Genomic DNA, 22012 nt, shown 5'->3' on the forward strand with positions numbered 1-22012 from the left:
AGGTTTGTACGAAATTCAGTTAACCGGCTGTTGGCGGCTGTTTGAAAATTATCCAAAGCTGAAGGGAAATTATCCGAACATACACAGCGCCAAAAGCGGGATGAAGCTACACCAATGAAAGTTGACCGCCGTCATGGGCCATCCTGCCAGGGGGGCATAAAAAATAATAAGGTATTTACATCTGAAAATCGGATCAAATGAAATTTTTGACACTTGAGCCCTTTGTTCCCTCCGGCAGCAATTTTGAGGGCTCCAAAAGCCTGTTTTTGGAACTGGGATTTAACATCAGTTGGGACGGTGGGGATTACATAGGATTTGAAAGGGATGGATGCAGGTTTATTCTACAGAAATACGATAACAGTGGTTTTGCAGAAAATCTGATAATTAGTGTGGGAATCAGTGATGCCGATGAATTCTGGCAATACATAACTGACAGGAAACTGGAGGAACGATATGGTATCCGGACAGCTCCGCCCACCCGCCAACCTTATGGCAGGGAAGTGAATATCATTGACCTGGCGGGAGTATGCTGGCATTTTGTAGCACAGTAAGCAATGTGTGCCTGTTCCCCGTACAATAATTGACAAGAAGTAAATTTTTGGGTAGGTTTTACCGGGATAAAGGGTTGTTTGTTACAAAAATCAACAACTTTCGTACAGGTATTCAGCACGATTACGGCGGGGTGACGGAACTAATTTGGCCTGACCCAGGTTCCACAGGAAGGAACGGTGGACCCGAAATGCAGTATGAAGGACATGAAATTGGGTGAGAATGGTAAAGTTCTGTTGGTTGTCATACAAAAGAATTTGGGTGAAAATGCCAGTTGAGGCAAGCGGGTACGGGGAAAATCCCGGTCTTACATCCATTGTTAGAATCGGAATCAGTGCTTATATTGGCCAGATCAAATAACTAGGTCTGGCATGTGACCAAGGTGGCGAAGCTATGGCAGGTGGGGCGATGAAGATTGCGGAAGGAGGAACCGGGGCACCCCGATAAACCATGCGCTATCCAGATAGCGCATATCCACACCATTTCATTGCCGCAACAGTACAATCCGGAAACCGCAATAAAATCAAGATCATTTCCAAGAACTTGTGTATTTAATTACATTTGGCAAATACGCAAATAATAACGTTATGCGAAATGGCTTCGCTATCATGCTAACAACCTGTCGAACAATATTGGTGCAGCCGACTGAAAGTGCAGGGGTCTTTGGATGTAAATTGCAAAACAAATAGCCAGGTGGGCAGCATTCGGTTTAACATTTCTACCGTACCAAACACAGTAACGGGCGCACGATACCCCCGGATGGAAAGTGCTTAATTGTTGTGTTACACCGCGTGTTGCGTTTGCGGCATTTCCGTGGTTAGGCAAGGTGGGCGATAAGGAAACAGAGACAACCTATAGGACACAAAAACACCGCACTCCGCTACTACAATACCAAAGCGCGGTGTAAGGTGGGGTGCAAAAGAGCTGGAAACAAATCTTTGGACAATAGCTTCTGCAGTTACTCTGGAGGTGCAAAGGATACAACTGGGGTGAATTTCTGATGAATCGTTCAGCATGCTGTTAATGTATAGGCAGGGTCCAGTAACCGTTCGCATAACACGTGTATTTGTATTACCAGGGCGGGACAATTGAACTTCAGCTGTAGATCATTGATGAGCATTGGCCCAGGCTTGTCACGGTTTCAATTGGGCTTTTGGTTATAAATATGGACATTAGTAAATAATAAATCGGCTGAGCCGGGCGGGACGTTAGTAATGGCCCTGGCAATACAAATACGTCAACGTTAGCGGTCAGCTTAGAGCGAACCCAATAAACAAAAACACTTTGAGATATTTAATTCCTATTCTGACTTTCATACTTTTTTCATGTGGACTTTTAATTTTCTTTGGAACCATAAGATTTGGAATAGGAATTTATACACCTCTTTTGACCATTGCTACGCTGATTGGGTTTTTAACATTGCTTACTAACAAACATAAAGGGTTAACGATAAATTTCTTTGTTTCATTAGGTTGGCTTCTAAGATATTTTGAGCACGCCAGCTACTTACTACTTTATGACAGACAGAATGTTGGACGATGGCTTATTGTTACCATTCCAATAATATTAGCCGCCTTACTCTTTATTCTAACCTTCAAATCAAAACAAAATATTTTAGGCAAACCGTTTAGATGGAGAGTTGTTACTTTTTTAATTTTCGCTATTGCCTCAATTGGACTTATTTCATTTGTTAGAAAGCCGCATGTGGGCGAATTTAACTGTTGGTACTACTTTGACAATAAGAGTGATTATAAAATAACTTTTGCTGTAACACCTGATCACATTTGGGAAGCAACAAGCAATTCAGAAGAATTAAGAAACTTTATTTTAAAGAATGGAATAAGAGATGAATTTAGAGAAGGGATTTATTGTCCAGAAACCAAAGTCAAAATAGTGACAAGATTTAAAAAGATTGTAGCAATAAGAATAATAGGATTTCATAACACAACGACAAATGTTTATGCAAATTTGAAAAGTTCGATTGATATTGATATAAACAAAATAAAAGGTGACATGGATATTTTACAGCCTGACTTTACAGTAGGTGACTGACGAGAAAGAAAGCCGAACCGCTAACATGTGTATTTGAATTACCAGGGCGGGACAATTGAACTTCAACAGTAGATCATTGATGAGCATTAGTCCAGGCTTGTCACGGTTTCAATTAGGCCTTTGGTTATAAATATGGACATTAGTAAATAATTAATCGGCTGAGCCGGGCGGGACGTTAGTAATGGCCCTGGCAATACAAATACGTCAACGTTGTGGGCAAGCCCGTCCCCTATAATCAATCTTCACTTTCAATGATTGACGCTTACTTACTATTCAGAAACACCTGGCTTCTATTTAGATTCCCTCGTTTGTGGATTAAAAAATGGTTTTGGTGTAAATTATATATAAGGTGGGAGTTTCCTTTTAATTTTTTGACTGTACGAGAGGTTGAATTTGAAAGAATTCTAGCTATAAACTTATTAGAGAATTGGTATAAAAATCCAAATAAAAGAATTTTGGACAATGATATATTAGCAATTGTTAACGCGAGAGCAGTTAGTTTTGATTTAATTAAGCATGGATATATTAGGGAAGAGGTTCTTGAACTAATATTTGAGTCAATCAAAGATTGTGGGAAACATGCGTGGGAAATTTTAATTGAAGATTTGTCACGAACTTCAAAGCGCTCTAAACTTGGTAAACAAATAATTCGAAAATTTTTGATTCACCGCTATAAAAGAGTTAGGGAAACTGGACTATTAATTACTGAAGATGGAGGATTCACGACAGAACAAAAAATTGAATATTATGAAATAGGATTAGTTGATAACAGTAAAAGTGTAAGAATACGAAGTTTAGACATGGTTTGCAGATCTAATAGACGACTACGGCTGTGTATGTTTAATATTCTAAATGAAAGGCTAACTCAGGAAACAGACGCTGAGGTAATTAATGCTATTAAATATACTCTAGCGAAATAGGCCTGCCCACAACAAAAATATTGGCAAAAGCAGGGCGGGACGACGAAACTTCTACAGCAGATCAATGATGAAAATTAGTCCAAGCTTGTCACGGTTTTAATTGAGCTTTTGATTAGAAATATGAACTTTTGTAAATAATATATCGGCTGAGCCGGGCTGGACGTTAGTAATGGCCCTGCCTTCGCCAATACTTGAACGTTAGCTGATTCTCCGAATCCGAAATGAACATTCAAACACCCCAATAATACCCATGCATATGATAAAATTTATTTTGATAGCGGTAGTAATCAGTATATCGCAAGTTGTTTCGGCGCAAAAGGGGGCCAGTGTGCCCAAAGTGCGTGAGTTGATGGAGTTAAGTGGTTCGGGCAAATTGGGGGTACAGGTAATGAACCAGATGGTTAGTTCGTTCAAGAATCAATTGACTGAAGTCCCGGCCAGCTTTTGGGATGAGTTTATGAAGGAAGTAACAGGTGAGGAGTTGGTGGAATTGGTGGTACCCATATATGCGAAGCATTTTACAGATGCGGAAATAGACGAATTGATAAAATTTTACAAGACACCGGTAGGAAGGAAATTGATTGAAAAGTTACCGTTCATTACACAGGAATCTTATGCGGTAGGGGAAGCCTGGGGACAGAAGCTTGGGGAGAAAGTTATTGGGCGATTAAAGGAGAAAGGTTATCTGAAAGACGATCAGTAAGGGTGTGGTACAGCTAGTCCACTTCCACCCGCCATTTTCGCCCCCAAACATTGACGCATATGTGCTATCCCAATTGCGTATTCATTTCCCCGCAAAATCAATTCTATCCGCCCCACGAAATATTCTTTTATTCACAAAAACATTAGTTTCCGGCTATTCTATTGCGACAGTCCCTACTATGACAGACACAAGAAAACATCAAAAACCAACTTTCCTCATTGCGACAGTTTGGCTCATAAACGGACTTGTTTGTAAAGTGCTAAACGTTGTACCACGACACCAAGAAATTGTTGCAAGTATTTTGGGACACGACCATTCACGACTGTTGACAATTCTTATTGGAATTTCGGAGATGTTGATGGCGGCATGGATTTTAAGCGGCATCTGGACACGTATTAACGCTATAAGTCAAATTCTTGTTATTGCGACAATGAACACTTTGGAGTATTATCTTGTGCCTGACTTGTTGTTATGGGGAAAATTGAATTCACTTTGGGCTTTCTTGTTCATACTTTTAATTTATTACAACGAGTTTCACCTCAACAAAAAATTACAACCAGCCTAAATGCTTTCCTACCTTAAAAACCATCCATTTGCTGTTGAGGCTTATTTTGAAAGTTCACTTGTATTGACTTTTGCAGTTCCAAAAGAAGAAATTCAACATCTCATTCCCGACTGCTTGACATTAGACACATTTAACGAAAAATGGGCTTTTATTGCTGTGGCGATGGTTCAAACAAAAAGCTTACGACCAAAAGGTTTTCCAAAATTCATGGGCAATGATTTTTTTCTAATCGGTTATCGTGTTTTTGTTCGTTTCAGGAACAATGCAGGAAAATGTTTTAGAGGGCTATATATTCTCAAATCAGAAACTGACAAGAAGAAAATGGAATTTTTAGGCAACATTTTTACCCATTACAGCTACACGACAACTGACATTCAACAAGCAAAGTCAAACGGAACAACCGAAATCAATTCTGCCAAATCGGCTTTTAACATCAAGATTGAAAACACAAACAGCGTAAATATTTCTTTGCCTGATGGTTCGCCTTTCAATGATTGGAAAGAAGCCAGAAGGTTTGCAGGTCCTTTACCCTTCACTTTCACTTACAATCAATCGGACAATACAGTCTTAATTATTGAAGGAGTGAGAGAAAACTGGAAGCCAATTCCTGTAAAGGTTGTGGACTATCGCATTTCATTTATCGACCAACTGAATTTGAAAGAACCGAAACTTGCAAATGCTTTCATAATAAAAAATATTCCGTACTACTGGAAAAAAGGCAGATTTGAAAAATGGAAGTAGTAAGAAAACCATTTCAGGGAGTAGGAAACATTATTCGTTTCAATTGGCATTACTATGTTTTGTCAGCCATTGCAATAATTGCTTTGCTCTTAACAAGGGACTACCTACCTGCGGCACTTCGTGCCGCAGTCATAGTTTGCATTTTGCTTATCATCCTTGCAAACTTGGTTTCGCTTTTGGTTTCATATTTCATTTACGACCTTTCTTCACTTTACAAGTTCAACTGGCTTGACAATGTGCGAATTGGAAGTAAAATTATAAACATTAATGCTGGTTTTGACGAAACAAGCACCTTGCTTAAAACCAAGTATGCAGATGCCGAGTTGACAGTTTTAGATTTTTACAACCCTACAAAACACACCGAAGTTTCAATCAAAAGAGCAAGAAAAGCATATTCGCCTTTCCCAAACACGCTTAGGACGAGCACAACTCATTTGCCTTTGCAAGACAAGTCAGCCGACAATGTTTTTACAATTTTTTCGGCTCATGAAATTCGCAATAATGAAGAAAGAGTTGCTTTCTTTAAGGAATTAAATCGGGTACTTGCACCAGAAGGCCAAGTGATAGTAACCGAACATCTTCTTGACACCGCAAACTTTATAGCCTACAACATTGGATTTTTGCATTTCCATTCCAAATGGACTTGGTTACAAACTTTTAACAAAGCAGGATTTAAAGTTTTCAACGAAATAAAAATTACACCATTCATTTCTACTTTTATCCTTACTAAAAATGGTACTGCATCTTAAAATAGTTGGTCTGTTACTCATGCTATTGGCTTTACTTCATGTGATATTTCCACGATATTTCAAATGGAAAGTTGAACTTGGCGCCATAAGTCACATTAACAGGCAGATGATGTATGTACATACATTTTTTATCGCTTTTGGTGTATTTCTTATGGGACTACTTTGCTTGACATCAACTAATGAACTATTGACAACAATTCTCGGCAGACGGATTTCACTTGGACTTGCCATTTTCTGGTTGACACGTTTAATTATCCAGTTCTTTGGCTATTCATCGCTTCATTGGCGAGGAAAACAATTTGAAACAGCTGTTCACATTCTGTTTGCTGCATTGTGGACATATCTTAGCGGTGCATTCTTGCTGATATATATTTATAACGTGTGACGAAAGAAGAACAGTCGATAAAATGTTTTTGCTGCAATAGGTGCTGAAGAATAAACTTTCAACTAATTATCTTTAATCAACAGCAGGAAAAAAGTGAAGCTGCAGTTTTCCAAATTCACCTGCTGACAGCAACACCTTTGCCGTTGTACGTCACCCTATCTCGACACATCCAAATAATATCAATGACAATAAATGAAAAGAATCTTATTCCCACACATAGAAAAATGGTTACTCTTATTGATACCATTAGAAGCCATTGGCTTTTATTCCAGCTATTGGAGTAAGTTATTGTAATCGGCAAATAAGAATACAGAGTTTTTGGCAAATAAGGATACAGAGTTTTTGGCAACAAGGAATGCAGAACTTTTTCTTTCCCCGGCCGCGGCCGGGGAAAGAAAAAATGAGATTTGCCGGAAAACACATCCGGATTTATGAACTCATATGCGAAAAAACTCATGACTTATCATAAAGTACATCAACTGCGTCGGGAGGGACTGTCCATTGTCAGGATTAGTAAGACAAGGGACTTGACTGGCGGACGGTCAAAAAGTATCTCTCCCTGACCGAACTGGAATATGAGCAGTTCCTACAGCAGCAGGGAGAGCGTAAAAAGGAACTGGTTACCTACGAAAACTTTGTAAAGGCACGTTTAAGCAAATATCCGGGGACTTCGGCTGCACAAATGCACGACTGGCTTAAAGAACATTATGCTGATTTTCCGTTGGTTGACAGCAAGACGGTATTCAATTTTGTCTGCTGGGTGCGGCAGAAATGCCACCTTCAGAAGACCACTTCCCAGCGGGAATATGCCATGGTTCCGGAATGTGCCTATGGCGCCCAGGCACAGGTAGATTTTGGCGAATATATCCTCCGCAACAGCCAGGGCAGGTCGGTTAAATTGTATTTTTTTATCCTGACCCTCTCCCGGTCGCGCTATAAATATGCGTTTTTCACTACTTCCAAGTTTACTACTGAACTCTCCGTACAAGCCCACCAGCAGGCCTTTGCTTATCTTGAAGGTGTGCCTGAAACGGTGGTCTATGACCAGGACCGGCTGTTTTTGGTGAATGAAAACTACGGGGACCTGATCCTTACGGAGAAGTTCCGTAATTACACCCGGGCTGCTGGTTTTGCGCTGCATTTTTGCCGAAAATCGGATCCTGAAAGCAAAGGCAAGATTGAAAGCTCGGTAAGATACATCAAGCAAAACTTCCTCTATAACCGACCCTTTGATGATATTGACATGCTGAACCAGGAAGCACTGGCCTGGTTGTCCAGAACATGCCAATTATCTGCCGCATGCTGTTACGCGCAAGTCCCCGGCCGCGGAGTGGGCGATAGAGAAGGCTTATTTGCGGCCTGTCGTACCCGTTATAGTTGCACCTTCCGGTAACAACTGGTACACCGTGAGAAAGGATAACAGTATCTCCTACAAAGGGAACTTCTATTCCCTTCTCCTGGGAACCTATGCAGGCAAAGGGTCCCGGGTACGCGTGGTGGCTGAGCAGGGTCAATTACTAATCATGAACGAACAGGGTGTGGTGCTGTGCCGCCACCAGCTATCGGCTAGTAGAGGCCATAAAATCATCAACAATTATCACAAAAGGGATAAAGGAATCGGAGTCAGGGAGCTGATTCTGCAAGTCTGCAGCAGCCTGGAACAACCAGAACTGGGTAATACTTTTATTGAAGCGATCAGACAAGTCAAGCCCCGTTACCTCCGGGACCAGGTTGTGCTGTTCAGGGAGACCATGGAAGAATATCCCCGGCAGATCATTACCGAGGCACTTCAGTACTGTACTGCCCATGGACTTAGCAGTGCCGTTGACCTCAGGAGTGTGGCCGCGCATCTTCACCAACAACAAGCCGAGGCTGCCGAAACCGCCAGAATCATCCACATGAACCCCTTTAACGGCAAAATGCCTGGCGAAGCCTTTATACAGCCCGCTACCAGTTCAATTGCCGATTACCACGATATGTTTTAATGCAGAATCAATAATACAGAAACATGGAAACAAGACAACAAATCCGGCAATATTGCCAGCAGTTCCGGATGAATGGCATCCACTCGGAACTGGACGATCTGATCAGGGATGCTGAAAACGCCAACACCGGCTATCTGGAATTTACAGCACGGCTCCTGCTGGCGGAAACCGCCTATCGGGAACAAAACGACCTGGCCAACCGATTGCGGGCAGCCAAACTGCCACCCACCAGCGACCTGTCATTGTATGACCACAGCGTGGACAATGGTCTTACCAAATCGCGCATGAACCAGCTCAAAGAGCTTAACAGGCAGGATCAGGTCTAAAATATCATCCTGATGGGGCCATCCGGAACGGGCAAAACCTACCTGGCTGCAGGACTCTGTTCACAAGCTGTCAAACAAAGGCTACAAAGCCTACAAATCCAATGAGGCATACAAAAAAATCCAAATTTTAATATTTTCACATTGACAACAACAAAATATATTAGTTCCAAAAGCCCCGATACCGCTAACAAGGGCCTTGCATTACCAGGGCGGTACGTTTGGACTTCAACGGAACATTATTGATATGCATCGGAAATTTCCTGTCATGGTTTCAATTTGGCTTTTGAAAATAAACATGACCACTTGCAAATAATTTATAGCCCGACTGCTTTTTGCTTTATTGGATTTCATGGTGGACCATAATGCATGGACCCTATTCTGCACACCAAGGAGAATTGACAAATTTCATTCATCACCTGGAAGAACGCATTTATCATATCGACAGAGAAGACATTCACGAATACACCGACGGTTCAGATGACGGATTTTTATACTGCCGCAGAAGAGTTCGAACATTACTCACACCATAGCATGGAGACCTGTTCAACCAGAGCCATGTGGCAACTGTGACAAACGGCTGCTAAAATTGTACCGGAAACCTGCTCAAATACAATACAGCAGATACCCACTTGAAATTGTGTATTTTATTTACTATGTTGGAAGCCCAACTCTGCTACTATTATTAATTCAACTTATGACAAATCGATATTTGCTGACCATGATGTTCAGCCTTGTTATTCTGACATCCTGCGGAAAGGAAAACGAAACCGACAATTCAGTGAATAGTACGCTGGACAATGGATTGGTGGCCTATTATCCCTTAAACGGGGATGGCAATGATAAGAGTGGAAATGATTACCACCTAACCATAGTGGGAACTACCACCACCACGGATCGTTTTGGAGGCCCGAATTCAGCCTACAAGTTCAACGGGTCAACAGGTGATTATATGATCATTCCCAGCCTTCCCAAAGCAGATAACATGCGACAATTTACGGTCTCATTATGGATAAAACCTTCAAAAATCAACTATAACACGCCCATTTCGATCCGGCCAAAATTCACTACCGGCTGCACCAACTCAATCTCCCTGTCTTACGAAAATTCAAAATACATCCTGCGGGACAACGTGGTTTACTTCTCTTCTCCCAATACTTGCACCGCAAATGCATTTACTGAATCCCCCTCCGATCCAACCGGCCAATGGCATCACCTGGTATTGGTCCAAACCTACATCAAAGAAGAAAATGGGTTATTACCCCGATACAAATATGATCAATACTATGATGGCAAATTGTTTTCAATTGGTTCATCGGGTGTTAGCTCCAATCCGGCGGAAGTTTCATTTATCAACGGGGGGACCATTGGTGGAAATAATAACAGTGGGAATTACGCAGCCAATTATGAAATGTTCAACGGGGAAATTGATGAAGTAAGGATATATAACAGGGCACTAACTCCCGAAGAAGTCGGCCTGCTGTTTAATAAGAAATAGCAACATACTGAACTGCCTATTACATGCTCTAACTGAACCTGTCCCTGAAACTGCATGGCGCCAGGATACCAGTTAGGATACAATTCGCCCCGGGTGCGCAACACATTGGCATTGGTCCTGCTGATGCGAACAACTTTACATTAGGGATAATTAAAAAAAACCAACAGTAACCTTAAAAATAAACCAGGTAAAATTCCTCACAACATGAAAGAGAAAACAATTAATGACTCCGGATTTAAAATAGAAACATTCAGGCAGGCACAAACTGATATGTGTAACGGTTATGCAAATGGGGCAATTGGTGTAATAGTTTCAGGACTTATCTGGCTGACCGCAGCAATTATAGCATACCAATTTTCCTCAAAACAAGCCATTTTGATGCTCCTTTTGGGAGGTATGTTCATCTTTCCTATCAGTGTATTACTTAACAAGCTAATTGGACTAAGTGGAACACATGCAAAGGGCAATCAGTTGGGAACCTTGGCTATGGAAGGAACAATTTTTATGATAATGTGTCTACCCCTTGCATATGGGCTTTCATCGCAAAAAACAGAATGGTTTTTTCAAGCTATGCTGCTAATTATTGGCGGAAGATATGTAACATTTGCAACTCTTTATGGCACCAGGCTTTATTGGGTTTTAGGTGCAGTTTTAGGAATTTCAGCATGCTTGTTATTTTATTTTAAATTCCAGTCATTAAGTTCTTTGCTAACAGGCTCATTTATTGAATTATCATTCGGACTTTTTATGTTTATATCCTTTCGCAAAAACAAATTGCACATAGATAAAAATACCAAATAAAAAACTGCCAGTCACCTACAGGGGCCTGCTCCGAAACCCTGGATTGCATCAATCCTGTTATCGGAAGGAGGTCAAAGCAAACCCCCTGACGCAAACAACCTCTATTTTGACGGTTTTATACCTTGCCGGGTTTGTTATTAAACGATAGGTTTGAACCAAATAATACAATCATGGCACTTATCAATCCATACATAAATTTCAACGGAAACGCCGAAGAGGCATTCAATTTTTACAAATCAGTATTTGGTGGAGAGTTTGCAAAGATCATGCGTCTCAAAGATATATCGAGTCCTGAATTTCCAGTAGCAGAAAATGAAGTAAATAAAATAATGCTCATTGCCCTGCCTATTGGCAAAAATATTTTAATGGGCAATGACGTTCCAGAAAGTATGGGCCAGGTAAATGAAAACGAAAACAGATCTAAAATATCTGTCAGCGCGGAAAGTCGGGAAGAAGCCGACAGGTTATTTAACGGACTTTCAGCTGGCGGAAATATTGAAGTACCGATTGGCGACAGTCCATGGGGATCCTATTTTGGGATGTTCAGAGACAAATTCGGTATTGAATGGATGGTGGATTTCGATCCAAATTATAACGGAAAAATATAAACGAATAAAAAAACGATCGTCAAAGAAATTTATTAACAAAAGTCTGGCAGTACTCTCCACATTATCAGGAAACAGCATTTTCTGTCGGGCGGGATAAACCCTGGAAATTTCCATGGTCATATAAATCCCTGACCGTAGGCGAAAATGTATAGAATCCTCGCTACTATATGTATAATACTAGTTTTTAATCCAAAAGGTTCGATCGATGATTTATCTTTAATAAATCGATTCGAAACAACTCCGGAATTTATTGCATAAAAGCAAGGTGACTAACTTTTTTTTCATGACAATTTATAATAATGAAAAGAGCCTATATACCTTTCTTACTTCTCCTCCCTTTGACAGGTTTTTCACAAACAGATACTTCCTTTGTACATTTCAGAAACCCCACTTCAGTATCACCGGCAAAAGGATACTCCCATTCAGTTGAAGTAGATTTAGGCAATAGTAAAATGATTGTCATATCGGGACAGATAGCACTTGACAATAAAGGAAACCTGATCGGCAAAAACAATCTGGCCGAACAAACAGAGCAGGTTTTTACCAATATAAATAACATCGTAACAGAAAGTGGTGGCACCATGGATAATGTGATAAAGATTGGCATCTTTATGACTGACATAACACAAGTGCAGGTTATGAGAGATGTGAGAAACAAATTTTTCAATCACCTAAAACCACCCACAAGTACATTAGTCCAGGTGTGTAAACTAGTGAGGGACGATTTATTAATAGAAATCGAAGCGACAGCCATAATTCCTAAAAAAGATAAATAGAAACAACTTGAAACAGCGAGCCTGTTTTTCCCTTCTATTGATACTGGTATTCAACATAACTGGTATTGGTCAGTCTGCCGAAAGAATTTTCTATTCGACATTTAGCCCCCAGGATTGGGATATTTATATTTCAAAAAACGGCGGAAAAACAATTGAAAGGTTTACCAACCACCCTTCCCTGGATTATGATGCTGTTATCAGTCCAGATGGGAAATACGTGGTGTATACTTCTGAAAGATCCGGCTTACCGCAGCTATATGTACAGCCCATTGAAGGAAACCAATCCCCTGCCCTGTTGATTATAAGCAATTCCTTCCAGGATCAGGCAGCTTTCTCACCAGACGGCAGTCAACTGGCATTTGTAGCTTCCCATGAAGGTAATTCTGATATATATATCATCCCATTTCTGCCAGACTCCACTCAGGATATTTCAACAGCCTCCAACCTGACCAATGATCCGGGTGGTGACTTCCGGCCTGCGTTTTCACCTGATGGAAAACAGGTTGCCTTTAGCAGCGACCGCGGGCATGAAATTGTTCCGCATCCGCAATTTCCATTTGCCAGGCAGCGAATAGGCGATATTTATTCGGTAGATATTTCAGGTAAGAATTTGAAACGACTCACCGATTCCGATTCCTGGGACGGCAGCCCGTTATGGTCGGCAGATGGAACGAAAATCGTTTTTTACAGTGGCCGAACCGGTAAAAATTCCATTTTTGAAATGAATACAGATGGAACCAGTCAAAAACAACTCATTGAGTTTCCTGGTCCGGCTGTTTCCCCGAAATACTTGCCCAATGGAAATATAGTCTTTACTACCTGGAACAGCGAACAGGATTTTAAAATCATGCAGGCAGACAAAGCCACCCAAGAAATCACCCCTTTGTTTTCAAACAGTCCGGATTTGATGTTCCATGCAGATATTCATCCCAATGGCCTGATGGTATTCCACGGCGGAAATTATCCGGAAACTCAAAGACAGCAGGGGAAATTCGGCTTTGATGGCAATGTGTTGGCGAAACTCACCAGCTCACTATTCTTCGCTGATCAGCAAATAGAAGCATTCGGGGTACGCAGGGCATTTGTAGCACCGCCTCAGATTGGAAACAACCTTTTGTTCTACGATGCAGGTGATATACAAAGTTTTTTTGAGTACCTCAAGCCATTGGGTTTTAGTGTTTTCTGGCTCCCTATTCTGGTTATTGTTATGTTTCTATCAGGCCTCATTCTGGGGGTCAGGAACAGAAAGAAAACCCCCTTCTGGAAATATTTGCTTTTTAGTATACTGACAGTGGTAGCTGGAATTGCCACCGGCGGACTTTTCCTGTTTGTGGACGTCATCAATCCCATGCCTGTAAGCACCATTCGTTGGACAATGGGCTTGCTGACAGTTGTGTTGATTGTGCTGGGTTGGTGGCAGTACAAGAGAACTACCAGGTTAAAAGAAACCGGAAAAGAAACCTACAGGATATCCAAATTATACAACAACCTTTTTTATGGTCTGGCTGCATTTTCATTCCTCTGTGCGGTTTTCATTAACCATTTTGTCAACTCCACCATACATTTTTACCAGGTTGATTATGCAACGGAAGAAAGAAAGCCTCTATTTATTTTAGAAAAAGAACCCAATACAAACCCAGCCAACTTTTCGGTATTGGACAGTAAGGTTACTCATGATGGGAAAGCGTTGATTTTCACGACGGGCAGTTTCAGGGCAAATGCAACTACCCAGGGCGATATTTGGAAATATGACTTTGCTACTAAAATTGTGACCAAACTCTCTGATTCACCCTATAATGATGGTTTTGCTGACATCAGTAAAGACGGTAAAATAGTTTTTCGCAGTGGCAGAAGCGAAAGCTTTGATATTTATTTAAAAACCACTAAAGGAATTGAAAATCTAACCAACGACATCCATCGGGATAATTTTCCTGCCATTTCCATACAGGGAGATAAAATTGTATTTGCTTCCGACAGGCTAAGAAAGGATAATGAGTACAAAACTATGGACATCTTTTTGATGAAATTAAATCCGGATAATAGTTGGTCGGAACCCGAAAGAATTTCAGCAGGCAAAGGACAAAATGCACATGCTCATTTTTCCCCAGATGGCGAATGGGTGATATATACCACAGAAGGTTATGGCATAAATGATGAACAGGCTCTTATTCAGCCTATCATATTCTCACCTCAAATGTATGGTGAAATTGTAGCGTACAATTTAACTACGAAAGAACGATTCCGGCTTACGCATAATAAATGGGAAGAAGGAACACCACTATGGGTTGAATGATATTGAGGCAATAATTACCCTGCTTTACCGTTTGCCTCCTTGTATACGAACATTTTGTAAAGAATAACCTACGGAACCCGTTAAACCTTTTATAAAATAAGTAGTCGAACAAGAAAGCTGAATCCATTTAGTATGAAACAAATAGCCTACCTGGTCCTGCTGCTGGTATCCGTTTCGGGTTGCACCAAAGACGACCCTGTTGACCAGCCGCCTCCCCCAGACACCATGTATTTTCCTTCCACGCCCAATACCACCTGGGAAACTCAATCGCTTTCGAGCCTGGGCTGGAAGGAAAACGCCGTTCAACCGTTAAAGGATTTCCTCAATGCCAGCCACACCAAATCCTTTATGATCCTGGTAAATGGCCGGATCGTAATGGAAACGTATTTTAACGGGCACAATGCCGCCACTGAATGGGAGTGGAACAGTGCCGGAAAAACCCTGGTAGCCACCACTACCGGTATTGCCCAACAAGAAGGCCTGCTCAATATCAATAATAAAGCTTCCGATTATTTAGGCACCGGCTGGACCAGTATGCCACTGGAAAAGGAAAACCTGATTACAGTCAGGCACTTGTTAACCATGTCTTCCGGCATTAATGATGCCAGCCAATTGGTTATTAAATCCAACCTGACCCATGTGGCCGATGCCGGTACCCGCTGGGCATATGGGAATGTGTTCCAGAAGCTGACTGACGTAGTGGCGGAGGCAGCCAACCAGAACTTTGAAACTTATTTCAACACCAAGCTGAAGAGTAAAATCGGAATGGATGGCCGTTGGAATTTCGGAACCATTTTTACAATCTACCATAGTACTGCCAGAAGTATGGCCAGGTTTGGTTTACTGGCCCTGAATAAAGGAAAATGGAACAATGAACAGGTCGTGAATGAATCATTCTTTTCGGAAAGCATTACTACTTCCCAATCCATCAACCCCTCCTATGGTTACCTGTGGTGGTTAAATGGAAAATCGAAGTATATGGTACCCAGCGATCAAACTGTTTACCAGGGCAGCCTGATTCCCAATGCCCCGGCTGATATGTATGCCGCGATGGGTGCAAAAGACCAGCGTATATATGTAATCCCCGGTAAAAAAATGGTGATAGTCCGTATGGGTGACGCATCAGATCCCGCCAATCCGGATTTTGCGGTATCCGGCTTTGACAATGCGCTTTGGGAAAAAATCAATGCAGTGATAAATTAAATAGAAACTGTCTGATCAGAAAGTGAACATCATCACACCCGGTAAAACAAGGTGAGGGTTGAAGGATGCAAAACAGAAAGAGCATATACATAATTGTACTAATTTCCCTATTCGTAGGAGTACTACATTTCGCAGTTGGACCCGATTATCAGGGTATTTTCAAGAATTTTATCCGGGGCTATTTAATTGATATCCTGCTACCCTTGAATCTGTACCTGTTGCTGCAAATATCTCTGAGAAGGAACCTGTCAGTCAATTCATCCCGGATCACAGGTGCAATCATCACCTTTGCAATTGGAATAATAGTTGAATTATCGCAACTATACGGAATCGAATTATTCGGCAGGACTTATGACCCATGGGATATAGTAATGTATGCCATTGGAATTGGCTTAGGTATTGCAATTGATTTTACGATAATTGACAAATTCGAAAAACAACGGCTAAAATGAATCCTTACGCCACACCACATCAGCTTCCTGCAAGGCGGCATCATGAAAGCCTTGCACATAAATTAAACAGTACGTTTTGAAACCGGGTCGGATATTCGTTACAATTTTCGGAAGCCAACCGCTACTGATAGTGATAATGCCAACAACTGACTCAAATAAAATGACAACTTAAAACTGTAATAACAGTAAAAATAGTGGCTGCTATTACCCAAAAAAGCGGAACAGGCAACCAGGCATAAATATTTACTTTTGACAGAATATGAACGAACCATATCTTGAACTTCCTTTTTTCACCAACTTATTGATTCTATTGGTGACTGCAAGGATTTTTGGAGAAATCTTTGAGCGATTTAAACAACCTGCAATGATCGGGGAAATTATCGCAGGTATTATTCTGGGACCAAGTCTTCTTAATCTAATCCACCGAACAGAAGACATTAAAGTCATCTCCGAATTAGGGATTTTTCTTTTGGTAATTATTGCGGGACTTGAAATTAACATTGACGACATCCTCAAATCCCTGAAAGGCAGGAATATCATCATATCAGTTATGGCTTTTTTCATACCGATATTTGGTGGTATAGCAGTTGGATATTATTTCAACCAGGATATTATGACCACTGTATTTATTGGTTTGTGTGTTGCCATTACGGCACTTCCGGTGAGTATCAGGATTTTAATGGATCTGGGTAAAATAAATTCGGAAGTAGGTCAAAAGATCATTTCAATAGCCATCTTTGATGACGTATTGGCCTTATCTATTTTAGGCGTATTGCTCAACATTAAAGACACTGATATGTCTGTTATGTCGGTTGTTAAGGCCGGTTCGATATCCCTCATAAAATTAATTGTATTTATCTCGCTATTAAGTATCGCCTATTTATCTATCAAAAGTGTTTTACGTAAAGGGAATTATATTCAGGAGTCACTCGACAATCTCGTTTCTTTTTTAAAAGGGAAAGAGTCCCTTTTTGCATTGTTCTTCGCTTTTGTGCTTTTATTTTCTACATTCACTGAGAACTTAGGTCTTCATTTCATTGTTGGTGCGTTCTTTGCTTCCATGCTTATAAGTGAATCACTCATTGGCAAAGACAATTTGAAGTCAGTAGAAACAACAACGAGCAATATTGCAATGGGACTTTTAGCCCCAATTTTCTTTGCAGGAATCGGACTTGAATTTAATATTTCCGCAATAAGTAACATCGGGCTTTTGATAGCAGTAATAACCGTTTCCTATTTATCCAAAATTGCTGGCGGATATATTGGCGGTACGCTGGCCGGACTGAACAGGAGGGTATCATTGACACTTGGCGTAGGACTGAATGCAAGAGGAATTATGGAGCTTGTAATTGCCAACATTGCATACAGAAACGGATTAATCAGTACCGAGGTTTTCTCTATTTTAGTAATTATGGGCGTGCTGACCACCCTGACAACCCCTTTATTACTAAAGCAGGCTTTTGGTCGGAATGAATAGACATTCTTACGTCAACAACCCAATATCATCAGGTGTGCAGCGTCAATTGCAATTGATTTGACAATTATTAACAAATTCAGCAGATTACATTGCATTGTAAATAATACAGGAACACCATACAACCAAAATATATGCGACAGAAACTAAATTTAATAACACTGGGCGTAGATGATTTTGAAAAGTCCCTGGACTTTTACGAAAAAGGGCTTGGGTGGAAAAAATCCGACAAAAGTATGGATGGCCTGGCTATATTTCCATTAGGCGGAATTAGTTTGGCTTTGCATCCACGACATGAACTTGCTGAAGATACAACATTGAGTTATCAGCAAACTGAATTTTCAGGGCTGACAATTTCTTACAATGCGAAATCGCAATTGGAAGTTGATGAAGTGTTAAAGCAGGTTGCACAACTTGGGGCGACAATCATAAAACCCGCGCAAAAGGTGTACTGGGGCGGTTATAGTGGTTACTTTAAAGATTTAGACGGACATTTGTTTGAAGTTGCATATAACCCCTTTTGGGAGTTAGACGAAAACGATAACTTAAACCTGTAGTGAATCTGGCAATCGAACTCCCTAAATATTGGTGGCATTTATGTTCTGCGATAATAAAACAGGAGTGGACAAAATGAATATAAGTAAGCCCCGAATCATGGTGGGTCACTATATATACAGAAACTTATAACTCCCTCATCATGATTTACAAAATAAGCCTGACTGTAATATTAATACTTGAATTTTTTCTGTCTTCCTTTGGGCAGACAAAAAAGGACAGTTCAAAGAGGGCTATAATCTGCCTTACCTATGACGACGGTTTGGAAACTCAGCTTTCAACCGTAGTCCCTCAATTAGACTCGATTAATCTAAAAGGCACTTTCTTTTTAAACTCCATTCAAGGCTCATCCCAATCAGACGTGATTGGTCAATTCCCCGAATCGGTGTTGGGCTGGACCAATGCTGCCAGGAACGGGCATGAACTGGCAAACCATACTTTGTTTCATGCCTGCCCTGAAAAATTAGGCTGGCAAAAGTCTATTTCAATTGATAACTATACCATTGATAAAATCATCAAGGAAATCAGCACAGTAAACAGTATGCTTTCTTTGCTCGATCCGAAAAGGAAAACAAGGTCATTTGCATTTCCCTGTAACAATGTTTTCATTGCAGGCACTGACTATTCGGAAATCATTAAGAATAAAGGATTAGTGACTTATGGCAGAACAGGAGGTGATAGTAATAGCGTCATAACAGATTTTAAATATTTGAACAGAATGCAGGTTCCCTCCTGGCATGTATGGACAGGAACAACGCTACAGCAACTCATTTCATTTGCAGAAAAAGTAAAAAAGACAGGCGGAATGGGAGTTTATCAGTTTCATGGGGTAGGTGGACAAATATTCCAGATTTCAAAAGAAACACACCGGGCTTTTGTATACTATTTAAAGGAACATCAGGATGACTATTGGGTGACTACTTTCTCTGAAGCAATGAATTTTATTAGCGATCAGCAGAAGGAGTAATACTTATGTAACACAAAAAAATATTCCTGGACAATCCGGCTAAGTTTTTTAACCCCATTTCTTCTAATAATCGTTATCTTCCTAATGGGTGGTTGATATGGCTGGAACTATATGGAAAGACAACCTGTCGCTTCCTGTCATAGCATCGTTCCATTCTTAAGGAATTAACCAGTCAGGGTGTTTTCATTTTGATCTTTTGCAACCATTTCCTTACTCCATCCCGCGCCTGCCTTTCCTTTTCCCCTTCCATTACGAATAGAATACCATCCCGTTCAACTCCGCCTTTGATGGAAAAGCCTTCGAGTATTTTACTTCCCGGACATAGTTCTTTAACCGTGTCGAAAGAACTTCCTATCCCGTAGCCCGCATTCGTATTGAAAGGCACAACTGTTTTTCCGCCCAAATCATACTGTCTCAAAAAGCTTTTCATGGGAGGGGGCAGTTGCATGCCCCATGTAGGGAAGCCTATAAATACCACTTTATACCGGTCAAAATTTTCGATCTTTGTTTTTAACGGAGGCAGGAAACCAGTTTCATTCTCCTCAACCACTTGCTGAACAATTTTTTTGTAGTCGCCAGGGTAAGGATTTACCAGTTCAAGAGCAACCAGGGTTCCACCCACATTTTCATGAATGATTTCTGCAATTGCCTTCGTGTTGTTCGTTCGTGATAAATAAACGATCAATACTTTATCAGGATCTAACACAGATTTTGTTTTAGTAGCTGCCCTCTTCGATTGGCAGGAAGCGCAAGCCGAAGCAAGGATCAATACTCCTACAAAAATCAGCCTGAATGTAGTCATCGTAGGCAGCGTTATTGTCCGGGACTAAGGAGCCTGGTGAATGACAATGAACCAAGCTTCCAGCCGTTATGTTCTTTCAGATAAACCTCCGTTACCATAAAGGGGTTGGTAACTTCATTACCTCCCACAACTGCCAGGAGCGTAATTCTGTTTAACAGGATAGCAGTGTTGCCAATGATATTCACTGACACTTCGTGTATATCAGCTTTCTTATAATGGATACCGCCACCCCGGATGACATTGACCTCCTGGTCCTTTCCCCATGAACCACCCATATGTACGAAGACGGATTTTTCATGGAACAGATTCGCCAGCGTATCGGCCTTTTTATCCGCCATCCATTGCCACTTATCCCTGGAAAGTTTAATTACTTCCTGTTCAGGGGTCATATTTTGCGCAAAGATTTGTGTACTCACAAAAAGAAATAATCCGAAAATTACTTTTTTCATATAACCATTTTTAGCTTGTTAAAATCCGGTACTGCTAATGTTGAATCTTATGGGTATCCCTCACACTACTAAAAGTGAGGCCTAACAATTTCCAGCTTTTGCCTTGCTTTTTATACACTTCAGTAACAGTAAACTGAGTTGACACTTCACTGCCCCGAACAACTGCCAGCAAGGTAATACGGTTCCAAAGGATTGCTGTTTTGTCAATAACTTCTACCACAACATCGTGTACATCGGCTTTCTTATACCAGATACTACCGGTTTTAATGATATCGATCTCTTCGTCCTTGTTCCAGGTACCGCTCATATGTACGAATTTTGATTTGTCATGGAAAAGCGTAGCTAGCTTGTCCACGTTTTTGTCAGCCATCCACTGCCACTTTTCCCTGGAGAGATTGATTAAGGCCATCTCCGCCCTGGTAAGCCTGGAAGAATCTGTATTCGTTTGAGCATGGGAAGACAGAACGCTGATTACCATCAGAAAAAGTCCAAAAAACGTGGATTTCATAACTGTAAATTTATTTTAGTTAAATGCCATACAAAGATGATTAAATTACCAGCAGTTCCAGGTATACAAATTACTGGTTTACCTACCAATTCCACTGATTTAAATGGAGTCACCAGGTTTTTGTATAGTTTTCTCCATCCTGGACATTGATATTATTCTTTCCGACAAATTACTTTTGGATGAAATTTCTGGCCGACTGGAGAAAATCGGCTATTTAAACAAAGGGGAACAAGGTATTCCGGGTCGTTTCGCATTTAGACAGGCCACTGGGTTCACCCCCCCAACTATGTGTAAACGAAAATGGCAGTCGCACCACCTGTACGTATGTTATTCCGACAGCCTGGCTTTGAAAAATCACTTAATATTTCGAGATGCCCTGTTGCAGGACCAAAATCTTGTCACCAGATATGATGAACTAAAAAAGGCCATCATCAAAAAAGCAGGCATGACCAGGGAAGAATATACTAAACGCAAAACAGAATTTATCATCACAGTATTAAAGGATTTGGGTATGCAGGCAAACGAACTCAGTGAAATAATACAATCAAACCAATAAATTCCCCTGACAATATTCACAGCCAATATCACATCCTCAAAAAATAAGAAAGAAATCAGAATGCCATATATTTACCCTGCACTAATACACTACATGCC

The 22012-nt window shown here is 40.8% G+C and carries 22 protein-coding genes and 1 pseudogene; 20 read left to right on the forward strand and 3 right to left on the reverse strand.

The window, feature by feature from the left end; genetic code table 11:
• The first annotated feature begins 197 nt into the window (after positions 1-197).
• The 19 genes and pseudogenes from BC349_RS12550 to BC349_RS12650 all read left to right on the forward strand — a co-directional run bounded on the left by BC349_RS12550 (position 198) and on the right by BC349_RS12650 (position 19599).
• Entirely contained in the window at positions 198-551 is a 354-nt protein-coding gene (locus BC349_RS12550) for a VOC family protein (protein WP_187257113.1), read from the forward strand.
• A 1282-nt stretch (positions 552-1833) separates the two neighbouring features.
• A complete protein-coding gene (locus BC349_RS12555; RefSeq protein WP_187257114.1) occupies positions 1834-2601 on the forward strand; it encodes an ABC transporter permease in 768 nt (255 codons plus the stop codon).
• Between the two features lie 251 nt (positions 2602-2852).
• Entirely contained in the window at positions 2853-3521 is a 669-nt protein-coding gene (locus BC349_RS12560) for a hypothetical protein (protein WP_187257115.1), read from the forward strand.
• 256 nt (positions 3522-3777) lie between these two features.
• Positions 3778-4224 carry a DUF2059 domain-containing protein gene (locus tag BC349_RS12565; RefSeq protein ID WP_187257116.1) on the forward strand — a complete coding sequence of 149 codons (447 nt, stop codon included), beginning with the start codon at positions 3778-3780 and terminating at the stop codon, positions 4222-4224.
• Positions 4225-4402: 178 nt separating this feature from the next.
• Positions 4403-4789, forward strand: coding sequence for a DoxX-like family protein (locus tag BC349_RS12570; protein ID WP_187257117.1), 387 nt, complete (start codon positions 4403-4405; stop codon positions 4787-4789).
• Complete coding sequence (locus BC349_RS12575; RefSeq protein ID WP_187257118.1) at positions 4790-5530, forward strand: DUF2071 domain-containing protein; 741 nt, start codon at positions 4790-4792, stop codon at positions 5528-5530. It abuts the gene before it with no gap.
• The gene (locus BC349_RS12580) at positions 5521-6279 is read left to right on the forward strand and encodes a class I SAM-dependent methyltransferase (RefSeq protein ID WP_187257119.1); all 759 of its coding nucleotides are present in this window, start codon (positions 5521-5523) and stop codon (positions 6277-6279) included. Before BC349_RS12575 ends, BC349_RS12580 begins: the two co-directional genes overlap by 10 nt.
• A gap of 1067 nt (positions 6280-7346) precedes the next feature.
• Entirely contained in the window at positions 7347-8057 is a 711-nt protein-coding gene (locus tag BC349_RS12585) for a DDE-type integrase/transposase/recombinase (protein ID WP_187257120.1), read from the forward strand.
• Between the two features lie 13 nt (positions 8058-8070).
• Positions 8071-8649 carry a hypothetical protein gene (locus BC349_RS12590; RefSeq protein WP_187257121.1) on the forward strand — a complete coding sequence of 193 codons (579 nt, stop codon included), beginning with the start codon at positions 8071-8073 and terminating at the stop codon, positions 8647-8649.
• 68 nt (positions 8650-8717) lie between these two features.
• A pseudogene (locus BC349_RS12595) lies at positions 8718-9080 on the forward strand (ATP-binding protein).
• A gap of 589 nt (positions 9081-9669) precedes the next feature.
• Entirely contained in the window at positions 9670-10470 is an 801-nt protein-coding gene (locus BC349_RS12605) for a LamG domain-containing protein (protein WP_187257124.1), read from the forward strand.
• A gap of 204 nt (positions 10471-10674) precedes the next feature.
• On the forward strand, positions 10675-11271 hold the full coding sequence (locus tag BC349_RS12610; protein ID WP_187257125.1) for a DUF7010 family protein: 597 nt from the start codon (positions 10675-10677) through the stop codon (positions 11269-11271).
• A gap of 170 nt (positions 11272-11441) precedes the next feature.
• Positions 11442-11879: a VOC family protein gene (locus BC349_RS12615; RefSeq protein WP_187257126.1), complete on the forward strand. Its 438-nt coding sequence runs from the start codon at positions 11442-11444 to the stop codon at positions 11877-11879.
• 299 nt (positions 11880-12178) lie between these two features.
• On the forward strand, positions 12179-12655 hold the full coding sequence (locus BC349_RS12620; RefSeq protein ID WP_187257127.1) for a RidA family protein: 477 nt from the start codon (positions 12179-12181) through the stop codon (positions 12653-12655).
• Positions 12656-12662: 7 nt separating this feature from the next.
• Complete coding sequence (locus tag BC349_RS12625) at positions 12663-14948, forward strand: PD40 domain-containing protein (RefSeq protein ID WP_187257128.1); 2286 nt, start codon at positions 12663-12665, stop codon at positions 14946-14948.
• Between the two features lie 132 nt (positions 14949-15080).
• On the forward strand, positions 15081-16151 hold the full coding sequence (locus tag BC349_RS12630; protein ID WP_187257129.1) for a serine hydrolase domain-containing protein: 1071 nt from the start codon (positions 15081-15083) through the stop codon (positions 16149-16151).
• 711 nt (positions 16152-16862) lie between these two features.
• Positions 16863-18080 (forward strand): cation:proton antiporter, encoded by a 1218-nt coding sequence (locus BC349_RS12640; RefSeq protein WP_187257131.1) that lies wholly within the window; start codon positions 16863-16865, stop codon positions 18078-18080.
• Positions 18081-18211: 131 nt separating this feature from the next.
• Positions 18212-18634, forward strand: a complete 423-nt coding sequence (locus BC349_RS12645; RefSeq protein ID WP_187257132.1) for a VOC family protein — start codon at positions 18212-18214, stop codon at positions 18632-18634.
• 140 nt (positions 18635-18774) lie between these two features.
• Positions 18775-19599 carry a polysaccharide deacetylase family protein gene (locus BC349_RS12650; protein ID WP_187257133.1) on the forward strand — a complete coding sequence of 275 codons (825 nt, stop codon included), beginning with the start codon at positions 18775-18777 and terminating at the stop codon, positions 19597-19599.
• 172 nt (positions 19600-19771) lie between these two features.
• Here the strand turns inward: BC349_RS12650 and BC349_RS12655 are convergent, their stop codons facing one another.
• Genes BC349_RS12655 through BC349_RS12665 form a run of 3 tightly spaced genes read right to left on the reverse strand, consistent with a single transcriptional unit; the run spans position 19772 to position 21358 of the window.
• Complete coding sequence (locus BC349_RS12655; RefSeq protein ID WP_187257134.1) at positions 19772-20401, reverse strand: flavodoxin family protein; 630 nt, start codon at positions 20399-20401, stop codon at positions 19772-19774.
• 11 nt (positions 20402-20412) lie between these two features.
• On the reverse strand, positions 20413-20850 hold the full coding sequence (locus BC349_RS12660) for a nuclear transport factor 2 family protein (protein WP_187257135.1): 438 nt from the start codon (positions 20848-20850) through the stop codon (positions 20413-20415).
• Between the two features lie 34 nt (positions 20851-20884).
• Complete coding sequence (locus BC349_RS12665) at positions 20885-21358, reverse strand: nuclear transport factor 2 family protein (protein WP_187257136.1); 474 nt, start codon at positions 21356-21358, stop codon at positions 20885-20887.
• A gap of 103 nt (positions 21359-21461) precedes the next feature.
• On the opposite strand from BC349_RS12665, the gene BC349_RS12670 reads away from it, so the two are divergent.
• Positions 21462-21914 carry a GrpB family protein gene (locus BC349_RS12670; protein WP_187257137.1) on the forward strand — a complete coding sequence of 151 codons (453 nt, stop codon included), beginning with the start codon at positions 21462-21464 and terminating at the stop codon, positions 21912-21914.
• Positions 21915-22012 lie beyond the last annotated feature (98 nt).

The sequence above is a fragment of the Flavihumibacter stibioxidans genome (genome assembly GCF_014332695.1).
Taxonomy (GTDB): domain Bacteria; phylum Bacteroidota; class Bacteroidia; order Chitinophagales; family Chitinophagaceae; genus Flavihumibacter; species Flavihumibacter stibioxidans.